Here is a 16,907-nt window from a genome sequence, read left to right on the forward strand (position 1 = left end):
ATCTGAATCTGAGCCATGATCAAACTCTTCAATTTAAGTTTGGTGTTTCCGTAGAAACTGCTCAATGAATACTGATTACTGTTTATCTCCGAAGAGACAAACGAATTGACTGTGCCGAATAACTAAAAGTTATCGTTTGGTCACTCAGTTCATCGAATAAATCTTTTTGTCTATTCTCAACGAGTGCCCACACAGATTGCATAGATCAAATTGTTAAAGAGCGTTGACTGTGCGAAGCTGCGCTTCGCTCGGTCAGGGCTGCGTATCTTACGCGCCTTGCCGTTAAAGTCAAGAAGAAATTTTATCTTTTATTTTCAACCCTACCGGCTGAAACAAAACCTCTTTTTGACTTCCCTAACGCGTGGCGTTAAGTAGGCCGGCAATGTTAATCATTTAAAAACTGACGTCAAGCGTTTATTTTTATTTGATTTTTTGCCTCGACATGCTCGCTAAGCGCTTGCCCTGCGTGCCGTGTCGATGGAGGCGCATTATAGAGAAGTTGCTCACCTTGGCAAGACTAAAAAGCGACTTTTTTAGGGAAAAGTCGCCGTTCGGTCAAACAATCAACGTTATGGCCTAAAAACGGGCAAATTGCTCGCTAAACTCCTCTACTTTTTGCCAATCGGTGTATTCCACCTCTTTGGTCGTATCCGTTTCCCCACCCGTGATGTGCATGATGAAGCGAATCATCATCCTATCGAACCATTTATAGCGTGGGTAGTAGAGTGCACCCGCAAAGACTCCATGAAGTACCGGGGTCCAAGGTGATTTCTCAATAAACTTACGACTATACGCGCTAGTTTCTGGCGTATCTTTCCCTGGTTTACGCGCGGTGAGGTTGACACTAAAGAACGCGGCTTTCGCAGCTTTAAGTTGTTCTGCATGTGCATCAATAAATTGATACAGCTTTTTATTAAAGTGGCCATAACGAATAGATGCGCCAATCAAAACCCGGTCGTACTTTGTCAAATCCACTGAAGGAAGCTGATGGATATCCTTAACCTCACACTGCGCCGACGTACCAAGCTGCTTTTCGATAAAATGTAAAATCTTCTTGGTCTGCCCTTCTCGGCTAGAATGTAGCAACAAGACTTTCTGCACTGCGTCAGTTTGCTCGCTCATTTCCTCTCCTTCCCCATACGGCTAGCTACGCCAGAATGTGGGCGTAAATAAAACCAATAACGTAAATATCTCTAAACGGCCAAACAACATCGCAAGGATCAATACCCACTTTGCTGTGTCATTAATATCACCAAAATGACCCGCCACTTCGCCCAGCCCTGGCCCCAAGTTATTGAGGGTCGCAGCAACGGCGGAGAAAGCTGTAAGTTCTTCAATGCCTGTCGCAATGAGCGCCAACATACAAATCACAAATACCAGCGCGTAGGCGGAGAAAAACCCCCATACGGCATCAACCACTTGCTGCCTTAGCGCCTTATTGCCCACTTTAATGGTGTATACCGCGCGAGGGTGCACCAGGCGTTTTAGCTCACGCGTCCCTTGCAGTGACAACAACAGGATGCGAATCACCTTCATCCCACCACCGGTCGAGCCCGCGCACCCACCAATAAACGATGAGAACAAGAGTAAAACAGGGAGGAACAACGGCCAGTGAGCAAACGTGGTGGTGGTGTAGCCCGCGGTCGTTGATATTGATACCGACTGAAATAACGCCTGAGTGAAGGTTTCCGTCGAGCTATCATACACTTGATGGCCACTTAGCATGGTAAAGACCACCAGCCATAATAGGAACTGAATCACTAAAAATGCGCGAAATTCAGGGTCTCGCAAGTAGAACTTTAGGTTTAGCCCATTGTTGGCAAAGGCGGCGAAATGGAGAGAAAAGTTACATGCAGAGATCAGTAAAAACACCACGGTGATAAGATTAACCGCTGTGCTATCAAAGTGACCAATGCTGGCATCATGGGTTGAGAACCCCCCAATCGCGACGGTTGAAAAGCTATGCCCGATGGCATCGAACGCAGACATACCCGCAAGCCAATAGGCCAGTGCACAGCTCACGGTTAACGTCAGGTAGATATACCAAAGCACCTTGGCCGTCTCCGCTATCCGTGGTGTCATTTTGGTATCTTTGACAGGACCAGGGATTTCCGCACGATATAGCTGCATTCCCCCGATACCGAGCACAGGCAAAATTGCCACTGCCAGCACAATGATCCCCATGCCCCCGAGCCATTGAAGCAGTTGGCGATAAAACAAAATCGCTTTAGGAAGCTCATCCAGCCCCACAATCACGGTTGCCCCCGTCGTGGTTAAGCCAGAAAAGGATTCAAAAAAAGCTTCACTGACCGATAAATCAGGTTGCTCCGATAACATCAGCGGCACCGAGCCGGCGCTACCGATCACCGTCCAGAACAGCACAACAATCAAAAAACCATCACGTGCTTTAAGCTCATGGCGATAGTTTCGATTTGGGAACCAAAGTAGCCCGCCACCCGCGAGCAGGAGGAAAAAAGTTAATACAAAGGGATAGCCCGCACCGTCGCGATAAATAAACGCAACCAGTGCAGGCGCTAGCATGGTAATGCTGAACAGGGCCAGCAGGAGGCCGACAATGCGGGTAATGGAACGAAATTGCATAGCCTGACGTGGCCCTCTTATCGGCGATAGCCTCTCACTATCGTCTCGTCGTTACACGTTTAGCAGGCTAGGTGCCTGACACGGTAATATTGTCCAACGGGTGCGCGTTTGCTTGCCCGCGAGTTTGATTTTTTAGTGCATCGAGAAAAGCGTCAATATACCGCGCATCGATACGCACACTTAATCGCACATTATGGCTGAACTCTGCATCGAGCTGAACGCCATCGTGCTGCTTAAGCAATGACTCTATCGTGTCAATGTGAGCATATTCACAGCTTATCGTGTAAGGGACTGTCACTGCCACTTCCCGCGTGGTCAAAAGGCCCAGGGCTTGCTGCACACTACTGCCATAAGCCTTTACCAGCCCACCAGTACCCAATTTAATCCCGCCAAAGTAGCGCACCACCACCGCACAAACCTCACCAACGCTCGCGCCTGATAGTTGTGCAAGCATCGGCTTACCTGCGGTTCCCGCGGGCTCACCGTCATCACCACACCCCCATTGCACGGAAGACTCAGGCCGACCTGCGACAAATGCCCAGCAGTGATGACGCGCATCAGGGTACGTTTCTCGCAGCGACTGAATAAACTGCTTCGCCTCGTCTTCTCCAGGCGTATGGGCAAGATAGGTAATAAACCGACTTTTTTTTATTTCAAGCTCGTGCCTCACGGTTTCGGCAGGCACGGCATATGGCGTGATCGGCATAATGCTACAACCTTTGTGTCTCAGCGACGCACTGTATCATATTCCCCCAAGCACGACAGGGACTCGGGCACAGTAAAAACAACCCACACCACACATTTTAAACATTCGTTTAACTTTTGGTTGTCATTTCTTATAACAATGATCCACACTAGGTCGCATCTGGTCTAACCAGAACACTATTCAACCAGGATGGTACTGCCAACGTGGAGAACAACCATGATCTACCAAGGAGATAACCTTTCAGTTCGTGCATTGGATAACGGCATTGCAGAACTGACCTTAGACAGCCAAGGTTCTGTCAACAAACTGGATTTGGCAACGCTAGAAAGCTTAGACCAAGCCCTCGATGCGTTATCGAGTCGTGATGACATCAAGGGACTGTTGCTGACCTCTGCCAAATCAGCCTTTATTGTCGGTGCCGACATCACCGAGTTTCTCGGCCTGTTCGCTAAACCCGACCAAGAACTGTCTGATTGGGTATCTCGCGCCAATGCCATTTTTAATCGTTTAGAAGACTTACCCTACCCAACCCTTAGTGCGATCAATGGTCACGCGCTGGGCGGTGGCTGTGAATGCATACTCGCCACGGATCTGCGCGTCGCAGGCAAGGATGCACGTATTGGCCTGCCTGAAACCAAATTAGGCATCATGCCAGGCTTTGGTGGCACTGTGCGCTTGCCGCGGCTTATCGGCGCGGATACCGCGATGGAAATCATCACGGCAGGTAAAGATAAACGTGCCTCTGCCGCCCTCAAAGAAGGCTTAGTAGATGCGGTCGTCGAGAATGACAACCTTCGCGACGCTGCGATTCGAATGCTTAGCCAAGCTATCGACGAGAAAATTGATTGGCAGAGTCGTCGCCAACAGAAAAAACAACCTTTGGGTCTGAACCGCACCGAAGCGGCGATGAGCTTTACCATGGCCAAAGGTATGGTGGCGCAGGTCGCTGGCAAGCATTACCCCGCACCAATGACTGCAGTGACAGCCATTGAAGAAGCCGCAGGGATGACGCGCGATGAGGCACTTAAGGTTGAAAATCGCTATTTCGTTAAGCTGGCTAAAACCGATGTTGCGCAAGCCTTGGTGGGGATTTTCCTCAATGATCAAGTCATCAAAGGCAACGCTAAACAAGCCGCCAAACAAGGTAAAGATACGCAACGTGGTGCTGTGCTCGGCGCGGGTATTATGGGCGGCGGCATTGCCTACCAATCGGCGCTTAAAGGCGTACCTGTGATGATGAAAGATATCGCCCAAGCCTCACTCGACCTCGGCATGAAAGAAGCAACCAAGCTGCTAAATAAGCAGTTAGAGCGTGGTCGCGTCGATGGCTTTAAAATGGGCCAAGTGCTGTCGTCAATCACCCCAAGCCTTCACTACGCTGGCATTGAGCACAGCGATGTGGTGGTTGAGGCCGTGGTCGAGAACCCGAAAGTAAAAACCAGCGTGCTCAAAGAGGTCGAAGCGCTGGTCAGCGAAGAGGCGGTGATTGCCTCTAACACCTCGACCATTCCTATCAACACATTGGCGAAGTCTTTATCGCGCCCAGAAAACTTCTGTGGCATGCACTTCTTTAACCCGGTTCACCGCATGCCGTTAGTGGAGGTTATCCGCGGCGAGAAAACCTCTGATGAGACCATTGCACGCGTCGTGGCCTACGCCGCCAAGATGGGCAAATCGCCCGTGGTGGTGAACGACTGCCCCGGCTTTTTCGTCAACCGCGTATTGTTCCCCTACTTCCATGCCTTTAGCTTGCTACTGCGTGACGGCGTGGACTTCCAGCGCATTGACAAAATCATGGAAAAACAATTCGGCTGGCCGATGGGCCCGGCGTATCTGCTAGACGTGGTTGGTATTGATACAGCGCACCATGCACAGGCGGTGATGGCGGAAGGCTTCCCAGATCGTATGAGCAAATCTGGCCGCGATGCCATTGATGTGATGTTTGAAGCCGAGCGCTTCGGTCAGAAAAACGGCAAAGGCTTCTACCGCTACACCACAGATAAAAAAGGCAAGCCGAAAAAAGAGGCTGATGAAGCCGTCTCTGAGCTGCTCGCCCCCGTCATCCAAGGTGGTCAGGCAGAGATCAGTGACGAAGACATTATCGCGCGCATGATGGTGCCGATGATCAACGAAGTCGCTCGTTGTCTGGAAGAAAACATTATCGCCTCTCCGGCTGAGGCAGACATCGCCTTGGTGTACGGCATTGGCTTTCCTCCATTCCGAGGTGGCGCTTTCCGTTATGTCGATACCTTAGGTGTTGATAACTACGTCGCCATGGCAGACAAATTCTCTGACCTCGGCGCTTTGTATCATGTTCCTACGGATATGAAACGTCGTGCCGGCGATAAACAGGCTTACTTTGATGTCACACCGGTCAACGCACCGCAATCAGCCTAAGTTTAAGGAGAGAACAATGAACAATGTAGTGATCGTTGACTGTATCCGTACCCCGATGGGCCGCTCAAAAGGCGGTGTGTTTCGCCACGTCCGTGCTGAAGATCTCTCAGCGCATCTGATGAAGTCTCTGTTGGCGCGCAACCCTGCGGTAGAAAGCACCAGCATTGAAGACATTTACTGGGGCTGTGTACAGCAAACACTCGAGCAAGGCTTTAATATTGCCCGTAATGCGGCGCTCCTTGCTGGCATTCCACATAGCGTGGGTGCAACCACCGTCAACCGCCTGTGTGGCTCGTCGATGCAGGCACTGCACGACGCGGCTCGCGCAATTATGGTCGGTGATGGCGACACCTTCATCATTGGCGGGGTTGAACACATGGGTCATGTACCCATGAACCATGGGGTCGACTTCCACCCAGGGATGTCGAAGTCCGTTGCCAAGGCGGCAGGCATGATGGGGCTCACCGCTGAAATGCTCGGCCGTATGCATGGCATCAGCCGTGAAATGCAAGATCAATTTGCCGCCCGCTCCCATGCTCGTGCACACGCGGCCACCGTGGAAGGCCGCTTCAAAGATGAGATTGCCCCCATTGAAGGTCACGATGCGGATGGCTTATTGACGCTAGTGGAAGACGATGAAGTGATTCGCCCAGAAACCACCGTAGAGAGCCTTGCTGGCCTACGTCCAGCCTTTGACCCTGCCAATGGCACGGTCACGGCGGGCTCTTCGTCGGCATTATCAGATGGCGCCTCTGCAATGCTGGTGATGAGTGAAGAAAAGGCTAAAGCCTTGGGGCTACCTATCCGTGCTCGTATCCGTGCCATGGGCGTTGCGGGTTGCGATCCGTCGATTATGGGCTATGGTCCGGTACCTGCGACCAAAAAAGCGCTCAAACGAGCGGGCCTAATCATCGATGATATTGATTTGGTCGAGCTCAATGAGGCATTTGCCGCCCAGTCTCTACCTTGTGTGAAAGATCTTGGCCTGATGGACAAAGTGGATGACAAGGTTAACCTCAACGGTGGTGCGATTGCGCTGGGTCACCCACTAGGTTGTTCAGGTGCACGCATCTCGACCACCTTGCTACATCAAATGGAGCGTCAAGATGCGACGATAGGCTTGGCAACCATGTGTATTGGCTTAGGCCAAGGCATCGCCACCGTGTTCGAACGCGTCTAACGATGAACCTATCATTGACAAAGAGCGGCTGAGTCCGCTCTTTTTTTTGGCTTGCGTCATCCGAATCGCAATCGCATAGTGATTGATGTAACACAAGTGGTGGTAACTTCATCCGGCCTAGTATGGCCGCTCACTGACTTTAACCGGGAGAATGCTATGTTTAACGCGCTTGTCCTTGAACAACACGAAAAGCAAACCCTCGCGAAAATCACCTCACTCGATGACGATTTGCTCCCAGACGGTAATGTGACTGTCGATGTCGATTTTAGCTCCTTGAATTATAAAGACGGCTTGGCCATCACCGGAAAAGGCAAGATTGTTCGCCAATTCCCGATGGTGCCAGGTATCGACTTTGCTGGCACGGTGGCTGATAGCCAACATCCCGATTACCAACGCGGCGATAAAGTGGTGCTCACTGGTTGGGGCGTCGGTGAAGCTCACTGGGGAGGTATGGCAGAGAAAGCGCGTGTAAATGGCGACTGGCTCGTTCCCCTTCCAGAGGGACTCTCTCCGCAACAAGCGATGATGGTAGGCACCGCGGGGTTTACCGCCATGCTATGTGTGCAAGCCTTAATCGATGGTGGCGTCAAACCTGAAGATGGTCACGTGTTAGTTACCGGCGCCAGTGGCGGCGTTGGCTCGGTCGCGGTCACCTTATTGCATACTTTGGGCTATCGCGTCAGTGCCGTCACAGGCCGACTTGAAACCAATCAAGCGTGGCTTAAGCAACTAGGCGCTGCCGACGTGCTACCGCGTGAGTCCTTTAGCGCACCCGGTCGCCCGCTGGACAAGCAACAGTGGGCTGGCGCAATTGATACCGTGGGCAGTCAAATACTTGCCAACGTTCTCTCTCAAGTACAGTACGGGGGCACGGTTGCCGCATGCGGCCTTGCCGGCGGTTTCGATCTACCGGCAACTGTGATGCCGTTTATTTTGCGCAATGTACGATTGCAAGGTGTCGATTCCGTCTCTTGCCCGAAAGCGCAACGTCAAGCTGCGTGGCAGTCACTCACCAAGCTCCTCCCAGCCAGTTACTTTGAACAGGCATGCCACACTATCGCACTGGCGCAAACCCCAGAATATGCGGATAAAATTATTCAGGGCGAGGTGAAAGGCCGCGTGGTGATTGATATTGCCAATCAAGGCGCGTAACACAACCAACGGCCTGCCTGCTTTCATAGGTTGGCCGTTTTTGTACCTGGTCGGCAAACAAAGGACAAAAAAAATCCCGCTCGAAGAGCGGGGAAGCCCAAGAAAACTGGGAGTGAGTGTAGCTGTTGAGTGAGTTAGCCTAGTCAGGCTGCGAGTCCGGCGTCGACGTGGATACAGTTTCCACCAATAACCCCAAGGCTGCAGCGCAAATTGCTAGTGTTGCCAAGAGAATGTGCTCATGACTATGCGTTAACCCCCAAAAAGCGAGTCCGCTCAGCCCTGTGTAAGCAGCGATGCGGTATCCATAAGCCAAGCCCAATTTGCCCGTTTGTGCTTTTCTCATGCCCTCGCCTTTCGTTAACGACTTGTTAATTAATTTACACAACTCATTTACAACCGCAACCCCATTTGAATATTTTCTCGCCATAAGTATGATCAGGTCGACACTTTTCGAGGTAAGAATCATGACATCCCCTTTTGACCACGCCGATCTCCAACTCGACGCCAACGGCCTGCGCTGCCCTGAACCTGTAATGATGGTGCGTAAGCGTATCCGCCATATGGATGACGGTCAGACCTTGCTTATCACCGCAGATGATCCCTCCACAACTCGGGATATCCCGAGTTTTTGTCGCTTTATGGATCATACCCTGGTCGCAGCCCAAACAGAGACCGTGCCGTTTCAATTTTTGATCAAAAAAGGGCTGGCATAACGCCAACCCTTACCGATTCATCATTGTCTTGCGTCAACTCAGTAGATACCAGGTATCAAGTATAGCCAACGCCGCAAACATGGCTGCGGCGAGCGCCCGCACCACTGCAAATGGCACATGGCGCTGAATTTTATCACCCGCCAGCACCACGGGGGCATTGGCCAACAACATGCCAATGGTTGACCCTATCACCACAATCCAGAGCGCCTCATTAAACTGGGCGCCCAATGCTGTGGTTGCGAGCTGAGTTTTATCGCCGATTTCTGCAACAAAAAAGGCACTGAAGCTCGCCCAGAACGCGCTTTTCCCCTCAATCCCCTCTTCCTCAAACTTGTCAGGGATCAGCATCCATACCGCCATCACACTAAAGCTGATGATCAAAATAATATGCAATACGGTATCGGTCAGAATATCGGCCGCAACCACCCCGAGCCAGGCGGCAATGGCGTGGTTGACTAACGTCGCCAACAAGATGGCACAGATAATCACCGCGGGCTTACGAAAACGTGTCGCTAACGCCAGCGATAGTAATTGGGTTTTATCTCCGATTTCCGCCAAGGTGACGGTGGAGATAGAAATAGCGAGAACGCTCATGACATTGCTCATCTGGGGTAGGGCTTATTATGATTCAACCACGACAACACACACGCCCCACCCCGGTTCGTGCGATTGTCGTTGGTCTCGTCAAGCCCAGAGCACCTTATGGCAGGCTTGCAATCACCATGAAGATTTTGCTTCAACTATGTTGATGATTGCCCCACTGACCGTGCAGTGGTCGACTACTCCCCAAGACGGCGCTAGTGTACGATTTGAACAATCGCTTGGCAACTTCTATTCCTCCGCCCCCCGCACGCAGAAAATAAGCGCGTCAAAGGCGCACAAAAATCCGCCAGCCCCCTACTGCTTGGGCGCGCTGCGAGTTATAATTGCCAGCTATTTTCTCCATTCATCAACTCGCGCGAACCTGACAATGCATAAATTCGATATCAAAACCTTTCAGGGTATGATCCTCGCGCTGCAGGATTATTGGGCCCAGCAAGGCTGTACCATTGTTCAGCCGCTAGACATGGAAGTGGGTGCAGGTACCTCCCACCCAATGACATGCTTGCGTGCACTTGGTCCAGAGCCCATTGCAGCGGCTTACGTTCAACCTTCTCGTCGACCTACCGATGGGCGTTATGGCGAGAACCCGAACCGTCTGCAGCACTACTACCAGTTTCAAACCATCCTGAAACCATCACCTGACAACATTCAAGAGCTGTATTTGGGCTCGCTGCGTGTGCTGGGTATTGATCCAGAAGTCCACGACATTCGCTTTGTGGAAGATAACTGGGAAAACCCGACGCTGGGCGCTTGGGGCCTAGGTTGGGAAGTCTGGCTAAACGGGATGGAGATCACCCAGTTTACCTACTTCCAACAAGTCGGCGGCCTGGAATGTAAACCGGTCACCGGTGAGATTACCTACGGTATCGAACGTCTGGCGATGTACATTCAAGAAGTCGATTCTGTGTATGATCTGGTTTGGACCGATGGCCCATTTGGCAAAGTGACCTACGGCGATATTTTCCACCAAAACGAAGTGGAGCAATCGACCTACAACTTTGAACACGCTGATGTTGATTTTCTGTTCCGCTACTTTGATCAGTGCGAAGCCGAAAGTACCAAGCTACTGGATCTCGAGCAGCCGCTCCCTTTGCCTGCTTACGAACAGATCCTAAAAGCCGGTCATGCGTTCAACCTGCTGGATGCGCGTAAAGCCATCTCAGTGACTGAACGTCAACGCTATATTCTGCGCATTCGCACACTGACTAAACGTGTCGCCGAAGCCTACTACGCATCTCGCGAAGCGCTGGGCTTCCCGATGTGCCGACACACCAAATAAGGGAGCATCATGGCAACGCAAAATTTCCTAATTGAGCTCGGCACTGAAGAGCTACCACCCACAGCCCTGCGTACCTTGGCTGAAGCTTTTGCCAGCCAATTCGACGCACAATTGAAAGACGCTGATCTGAGCCACCAAGGGATTACTTGGTACGCCTCCCCGCGTCGCTTAGCACTTAAAGTTGCGGCGTTGAGCGATCGCCAGCCAGATAAAGTGGTTGAGAAACGCGGACCTGCGGTCAGCGCCGCCTTTGACGCAGATGGCAACCCCACCAAAGCGGCCATGGGTTGGGCACGCGGTAACGGGATTGACGTGAGCGAGGCCGAGCGCCTAAAAACCGATAAAGGTGAATGGTTGCTGTATCGTCAACACGTACCCGGTCAAGCCATCGACGCCTTATTGCCGGTACTGGCCGACAACGCCCTGAGCAAACTGCCTATTCCTAAACCCATGCGCTGGGGTGACAAAGACACCCAGTTTATCCGCCCAGTGAAAACCTTGGTGATGCTGTATGGGGACACCTTGATTGAAGGCACTATCCTTGGCGTAGCCTCCGATCGCGTGATTCGTGGCCACCGCTTTATGGGTGAATCGAGCTTAACGCTGGATCATGCCGACCAATACCCAGAGCGCCTTGAGCGTGAAGGTAAGGTTATGGCCGATTATGAAAAGCGTAAGGCGTTGATTATTAAAGATGCCAAAGCAGCAGCTGCCGCAGTTGGTGGGGTGGCTGAGCTTGATGGAGACTTGGTTGAAGAAGTCACTTCACTGGTGGAGTGGCCAGTGGTACTGACCGCCTCTTTTGAGGACAAGTTCCTTAAAGTGCCATCAGAAGCACTGGTGTACACCATGAAAGGCGACCAAAAGTACTTCCCTGTCTATGACGCTAACGGCGAGCTACTGCCTAAGTTCATCTTCGTGTCTAACATTGAATCGAAAGATCCGGCGCAGGTTATCTCAGGGAATGAAAAAGTCGTGCGTCCTCGCCTCGCGGATGCGGAGTTCTTCTTTGATACTGACCGCAAGCGCCCATTGATTGATCGCCTGCCAGAGCTAGATAGCGCGGTATTCCAAAAGCAATTGGGTACCATCAAAGATAAAACCGATCGCATTACTGCACTCGCAGGACAGATTGCAGAGCGTATCGGTGCCGACAAGGCACACACTGAGCGCGCAGGCCAACTGGCTAAGTGTGATCTCATGACCTCGATGGTGTTTGAATTCACCGAAACCCAAGGCGTGATGGGCATGCACTATGCGCGTCATGATGGCGAGCCCGAAGCCGTAGCGCTGGCGCTGAATGAGCAATACTGGCCGCGCTTTGCCGGTGATAAGCTACCTACGACGCCGGTCTCCTCAGCACTCGCGATGGCTGACAAAATGGATACCATCGTGGGCATCTTTGGTATTGGTCAAGCACCTAAAGGCAGCGACCCCTTCGCCCTGCGTCGTGCCGCGTTAGGCGTTCTGCGTATTATCGTCGAGAACGGCTATCAGCTTGACCTTGTCGACCTTATCCGCGATGCCAAAGCTCAGTATGATGACCGTCTAACTCACAAAGAGGTAGAGGCGGATGTCCTCGACTTTATGCTAGGTCGTTTCCGCGCTTGGTACCAAGATATGGGCTATAGCGTGGATATCATCCAAGCGGTATTGGCACGCCGTCCAACTAAGCCTGCTGACTTTGACAGCCGCGTTAAAGCGGTGTCGCACTTCCGCAGTCTTGAAGAAGCCGAAGCGCTTGCCGCGGCCAATAAGCGTGTAGGTAATATCTTGGCCAAGTATGACGGCGAGCTCCCTAGCAGCGTCGATGCTAGCTTGCTACAAGAAGACGCTGAAAAAGCATTGGCGGACGTGGTCGCTGAGAAAGTCGCCGCGGTTAAACCTTTATTTGCTGACAGCGATTATCAAGGCGCGTTGACCGAGCTGGCGCAATTGCGCATACCGGTTGATACCTTCTTTGATAACGTGATGGTCATGGCAGATGATCCTGCACTGAAAGCCAACCGCTTGGCGATGCTTCACCTTATCCGTGAGCAGTTCCTCAACGTGGCAGATATCTCTGTTCTACAGAAGTAATTATCAGCAATACACAACTCAGCCCCGCCATTGTGCGGGGCTTTTTGTCTTTTTAAACACGTCACCCCTTCTTCGCTAGCGATTCTCATCGTTACCACTCTCATCCTGGTTGGTTCCCGCCTTCCGTGCCCTAATCACCCTGCTTACCGAACGATGCGCCGTTGGTTTCACGTGGAACAATCAGCGCCTAAATCACTGCTGCAATGGTTCCGTTAAGGTGTACCGATAACGTAACAAGTCCGTCAATCGCACACCTTATTGATTATCCAATAACGAGCTCTCGATACTTTCTTTTGCACAATAGATTGTTGTATGTTGATTGCAGCTTAACCACAACAACGATACAGATATTTAAAGGCAGTAATCATGGAAGTCACTCACTTTGGCGAGAAGTTAGCAAATCACTCGGGCATCACACAGTTAATGGACGATCTTAATGACGGCTTACGTAATCCAGACGCCATTATGTTGGGGGGCGGCAACCCCGCGGCGATCCCGGAAATGCTCGACTACTTTAAGACGCTAAGCCAATCGATGCTCGATGATGGAAGCCTCGTTCATGCGATGGCCAACTATGATGGACCACAAGGTAAGTCCGCCTTACTCAACGCGCTCGCCGAGCTGCTAAATAAAACCTATGGCTGGCAGCTTTCTAGTAAAAACATCATGCTGACCAATGGCAGCCAAAGTGCATTCTTCTATCTGTTTAACCTATTGGCTGGACCCTACGCCGATGGCAGCCACAAAAAAATCTTGCTGCCCCTCGCGCCCGAATATATCGGCTATGGTGACGCCGGCATCAACGACGATATCTTTGTTAGCTACCAACCTGACATTGAATTATTGGATAACCGCCAATTTAAGTACCACGTCGATTTCAGCCGCCTAAAGATTGATGAAAGCATTGGCGCCATCTGTGCTTCCCGCCCGACTAACCCGACCGGGAATGTGCTAACCGATAGCGAAATCCAACAACTGGACCAACTCGCACGCGACAACAATATTCCACTGATCATCGATAACGCCTATGGCACACCCTTCCCTGATATTATCTTTGAAGACGTTGCACCGTTCTGGAATGACAACACCATCCTCTGCTCTAGCCTAAGTAAATTAGGTTTGCCTGGTGTGCGTTGTGGGATAGTGATTGCGAATGAAGCCGTGATCAGTGCGATGTCCAATATCAACGGCATCGTCAGCCTATCGCCAAACAGTGTGGGGCCAGCAATGGCACTTTCAATGATAGAGCGTGGCGACCTACTGCGCCTAAGTAAAGACGTCGTTCGTCCCTTCTACCAGCAAAAGTCGCAACGCACATTAAAGATGGTACTTGATACTATTAACGATGAGCGTGTTCGTGTTCATAAACCAGAAGGTGCCATCTTCCTATGGCTGTGGTTCAACGATCTCCCTATCTCCACCCAAGAGCTATATAAACGTTTAAAAGCCCGCGGTGTGCTGGTGGTACCCGGAGAGTATTTCTTTATCGGCGTGGAGCGTGAAGACTGGCCACATGCCAAGCAATGCATTCGCATGAACTACGTGCAAGACGATAAGATGATGCAGCAAGGCATTGATGTAATTGCTGAAGAAGTCGCGCGCGCCTATCAAGAAGGCTAACATGTTTCACGTGGAACCATTGAAAAATAGTGTTCCACGTGAAACCTCTCTTGCTTGTCATATATCACTACCAGCACTGCGGTAACGTCGTAACGTTCATTTCGGTTGTTCTATAGAATGATGGAGACTAGACGCTTAGCCACTTCAGCTTTCATCTATCCATATGTAGTTCGTACTTCCCTTACTACTCCACTACTCCACTTCTTATCCCACGCCAACTACGCAGATTGACGACTGGCAAACATGTGCTTTTGATTCAATCCTCACTTGCCTTCTCTTCGTTAATCCCCTACACGGGCAGTTATGGTAATTAAACACAATAGTGTCTGATGAAACTCCGTCCATCAGGCGTAGTAATTGCTATATGAGCCAGCATCTTCTTCACTCTATACGACCAACCAAATATTTTTGTCGATGAGCTTGGGGACTTAGTAAATGCAGGAGGAAGCACAGTGAAGAAACTTAAGGAAAAGATGCCACGCACCCGTACGTTGACCGGCATAGAATATAGAAGAGGTTTCACGTGGAACCTGCTAACGTCGGGGTAAGAATCAGGGCAACGATTACAGTGGAAGCGTCCAATTAATACCAGCCTTTAGTGTACCCTTTACGCGCGACAACATATTGAACAACCAAGCAACAAAAAGGGCAGCGACGCTGCCCTCTCCAAGTACCTAATTGGACTCTCTATCGTGTGAGTTACGTTTTATCTATTCGGTACTTTCAAGCAAACGACTACCGATTTCGATACGACGAGGTTTGTCTTCCTCTGGCACTTCACGTACCAAATCGATATGTAACATGCCGTTTTCCATGTCGGCACCCGTCACTTTGATGTGATCATCAAGCTGGAATTTCCGCTCAAAGTCACGCTCGGCGATACCTTGATACAAGAACTTGGTGTCTTGGTTACGTGCGCCCTTTTTACCGGCGACGATTAGACTATTTTTCTGCTGAGTGATATCCACTTCATCTTGGCTAAAGCCTGCCACCGCCATGGTAATGCGATATTGGTTTTCTTGGCTTTGCTCAATATTGTAAGGAGGAAACCCACCCGCATTATTGGTGTGGCTGTTCTCAACCAGATCGAATAAACGATCGAAGCCAATTGCAGTACGATAGAGTGGAGAGAAATCAAAATTACGCATAATCTTACCCTTCCTATGAAGCAATAAAATCTAACTTACGGCTTTCCTTTTTGGACAAGCCCCCGGCGACCCAATGGCATCGCCTCATTACTCTATATAAGGTTGCGCGATTTGATTTCAAGCCTCGTCGAGCGATTTTTTATCATCGCTTCTCGTGTCACTGGTTATCCATCAATACAGGTGCGTTCATATATCCTCTGATCGCTTTGATAAACTACGACTCAGGATGATGGCATACCGCTTCAATGTTATTGCCGTCTGGATCAATAAGAAATGCACCAAAGTAATGGTTGTGATACATAGGCCTAAGACCTAGCTTACCATTATCCATTCCCCCAGCCTTCATTCCAGCATCGTAAAACGCCTCCACTGTCGCTCTTGTTGGTGCTGAAAATGCGATATGACGAGGGGTATAGGGAGTCTGGGTTTCTATCACCCAAAAGATGGGCCGATCGCTTGGTCCAAAAGCACACATTCGCTGAGTCGGAAAATCAGTATTCCATTCTGCAACAAACTCCATTTGGATCGCATAACCGAGCGGCTCAAACACCGAACGATAGAACTCTTTAGTCGCCGAGAAACTCGTTGCGTAAGTACTTAAATGATCGATCATAATTGCTCCTCATTAGGATAGCAGTATGCTTAATCAATAGGCGCTACGCGCACTAAATGCCCATCAGGATCTTGAATCACGAAGGTTCGGCCAAACACATCATCGTAAGGAGGTTGAACAACATTGATGGTTAGGTTGTTCGACCATTGGTCAAAAACGGCATCAACGTCATCATTGGTGGGCACCATAATGCCAATTTCGCTTAGTCGTGTGATTGATGGTGAGGGCTGCTCGCCGCCGGTCCACTACGCAAACAAGGCATCGCCCTGCTCAGAGGCAGAAAACGCCACATATCTTGGGCTGGTAAATACCGGCTCACACTGAAACAGTTGCTGGTAAAAACTCACGGAACGGTCAATATTAGACACATAAACCAGTTGGAGATTAGCGCGCGTTTTTATAGACATCGGGCTTCCTATCACTTTGTCGTTAAGGGAATGATAAGTATACTCGCGCCAAGTATACTGTATATAAAAGGCTCTTCACCGGATGTGGTGGAAAGTGTTTCTTTTCAAGTTTTCCGATTAATTGGACAATGAGGAAACACTCTGCACTTGAGCCCTGAATCAGATGAAAGATACAGCACTCTATCAAGCGATCCTTGGACTGACTCCGCCATGGACGGTCGACTCTGTCCAGGTGGATAAAAAGAGCCAACGTATTACCGTGACCATCATGTACGAAAGTCCTTCAGGCGTTGCTTGTCCAACATGCTCGAAAGCGGTAAGAAAGCATGACTCTCGAAAGCGGATATGGCGTCATTTGGATACATGCCAATACGAAACATATCTTGAGGCCCAAGTTCCACGTGCTGAC

General features: G+C 50.5%; 16 protein-coding genes and 1 pseudogene. 8 read left to right on the plus strand and 9 right to left on the minus strand.

The features are described from left to right. Positions 1-576 precede the first annotated feature (576 nt). The 3 genes from hemG to BZG74_RS15190 form a co-directional block, all read right to left on the minus strand. Positions 577-1,101, minus strand: coding sequence for a menaquinone-dependent protoporphyrinogen IX dehydrogenase (gene hemG, locus BZG74_RS15180; RefSeq protein ID WP_077773328.1), 525 nt, complete (start codon positions 1,099-1,101; stop codon positions 577-579). A gap of 42 nt (positions 1,102-1,143) precedes the next feature. After that, entirely contained in the window at positions 1,144-2,601 is a 1,458-nt protein-coding gene (locus tag BZG74_RS15185; RefSeq protein ID WP_077773316.1) for a TrkH family potassium uptake protein, read from the minus strand. A 67-nt stretch (positions 2,602-2,668) separates the two neighbouring features. After that, positions 2,669-3,307 (minus strand): YigZ family protein, encoded by a 639-nt coding sequence (locus BZG74_RS15190; protein WP_077773317.1) that lies wholly within the window; start codon positions 3,305-3,307, stop codon positions 2,669-2,671. Positions 3,308-3,523: 216 nt separating this feature from the next. On the opposite strand from BZG74_RS15190, the gene fadB reads away from it, so the two are divergent. The 3 genes from fadB (at position 3,524) to acuI (ending at position 8,036) form a co-directional block, all read left to right on the plus strand. Beyond that, positions 3,524-5,704, plus strand: a complete 2,181-nt coding sequence (gene fadB, locus BZG74_RS15195) for a fatty acid oxidation complex subunit alpha FadB (protein ID WP_077773318.1) — start codon at positions 3,524-3,526, stop codon at positions 5,702-5,704. A 16-nt stretch (positions 5,705-5,720) separates the two neighbouring features. Beyond that, positions 5,721-6,884 carry an acetyl-CoA C-acyltransferase FadA gene (gene fadA / locus BZG74_RS15200; protein ID WP_077773319.1) on the plus strand — a complete coding sequence of 388 codons (1,164 nt, stop codon included), beginning with the start codon at positions 5,721-5,723 and terminating at the stop codon, positions 6,882-6,884. Positions 6,885-7,040: 156 nt separating this feature from the next. Continuing rightward, entirely contained in the window at positions 7,041-8,036 is a 996-nt protein-coding gene (acuI, locus tag BZG74_RS15205; protein ID WP_077773320.1) for an acrylyl-CoA reductase (NADPH), read from the plus strand. Between the two features lie 139 nt (positions 8,037-8,175). Here acuI and BZG74_RS15210 read toward each other — a convergent pair whose 3' ends face one another. Beyond that, a complete protein-coding gene (locus BZG74_RS15210; protein WP_077773321.1) occupies positions 8,176-8,502 on the minus strand; it encodes a hypothetical protein in 327 nt (108 codons plus the stop codon). On the opposite strand from BZG74_RS15210, the gene tusA reads away from it, so the two are divergent. Next, entirely contained in the window at positions 8,501-8,749 is a 249-nt protein-coding gene (tusA, locus tag BZG74_RS15215; RefSeq protein WP_077773322.1) for a sulfurtransferase TusA, read from the plus strand. The two genes, BZG74_RS15210 and tusA, sit on opposite strands and share 2 nt — an antisense overlap. A 33-nt stretch (positions 8,750-8,782) precedes the next feature. Here the strand turns inward: tusA and BZG74_RS15220 are convergent, their stop codons facing one another. Then, positions 8,783-9,343, minus strand: a complete 561-nt coding sequence (locus BZG74_RS15220; RefSeq protein ID WP_077773323.1) for a TMEM165/GDT1 family protein — start codon at positions 9,341-9,343, stop codon at positions 8,783-8,785. Between the two features lie 376 nt (positions 9,344-9,719). Here BZG74_RS15220 and glyQ point away from each other — a divergent pair, with 376 nt between their 5' ends. The 3 genes from glyQ (at position 9,720) to BZG74_RS15235 (ending at position 14,330) form a co-directional block, all read left to right on the plus strand. Then, positions 9,720-10,631, plus strand: a complete 912-nt coding sequence (glyQ, locus tag BZG74_RS15225; RefSeq protein WP_046074837.1) for a glycine--tRNA ligase subunit alpha — start codon at positions 9,720-9,722, stop codon at positions 10,629-10,631. A 9-nt stretch (positions 10,632-10,640) separates the two neighbouring features. Further along, complete coding sequence (gene glyS / locus BZG74_RS15230; protein WP_077773324.1) at positions 10,641-12,710, plus strand: glycine--tRNA ligase subunit beta; 2,070 nt, start codon at positions 10,641-10,643, stop codon at positions 12,708-12,710. Between the two features lie 366 nt (positions 12,711-13,076). Continuing rightward, a complete protein-coding gene (locus BZG74_RS15235) occupies positions 13,077-14,330 on the plus strand; it encodes a valine--pyruvate transaminase (protein ID WP_077773325.1) in 1,254 nt (417 codons plus the stop codon). A 710-nt stretch (positions 14,331-15,040) separates the two neighbouring features. Here BZG74_RS15235 and BZG74_RS15240 read toward each other — a convergent pair. From BZG74_RS15240 to BZG74_RS15780, 4 genes and pseudogenes are all read right to left on the minus strand, one after another. Next, complete coding sequence (locus BZG74_RS15240) at positions 15,041-15,478, minus strand: Hsp20 family protein (RefSeq protein WP_077773326.1); 438 nt, start codon at positions 15,476-15,478, stop codon at positions 15,041-15,043. 214 nt (positions 15,479-15,692) lie between these two features. Continuing rightward, positions 15,693-16,091, minus strand: coding sequence for a VOC family protein (locus BZG74_RS15245; RefSeq protein ID WP_077773327.1), 399 nt, complete (start codon positions 16,089-16,091; stop codon positions 15,693-15,695). Positions 16,092-16,120: 29 nt separating this feature from the next. Beyond that, positions 16,121-16,312 (minus strand): annotated as a pseudogene (locus BZG74_RS15775) (VOC family protein); the annotation flags it as partial. A 24-nt stretch (positions 16,313-16,336) separates the two neighbouring features. Next, complete coding sequence (locus BZG74_RS15780) at positions 16,337-16,498, minus strand: hypothetical protein (protein WP_201247399.1); 162 nt, start codon at positions 16,496-16,498, stop codon at positions 16,337-16,339. 268 nt (positions 16,499-16,766) lie between these two features. Between BZG74_RS15780 and BZG74_RS15985 the strand changes: the two genes are divergently transcribed. Beyond that, positions 16,767-16,907 (plus strand): transposase family protein (locus BZG74_RS15985; RefSeq protein ID WP_392397603.1); only part of this gene is annotated, 141 nt, incomplete at its 3' end.

The sequence above is a fragment of the Salinivibrio sharmensis genome (assembly GCF_001995985.1).
Taxonomy (GTDB): domain Bacteria; phylum Pseudomonadota; class Gammaproteobacteria; order Enterobacterales; family Vibrionaceae; genus Salinivibrio; species Salinivibrio sharmensis.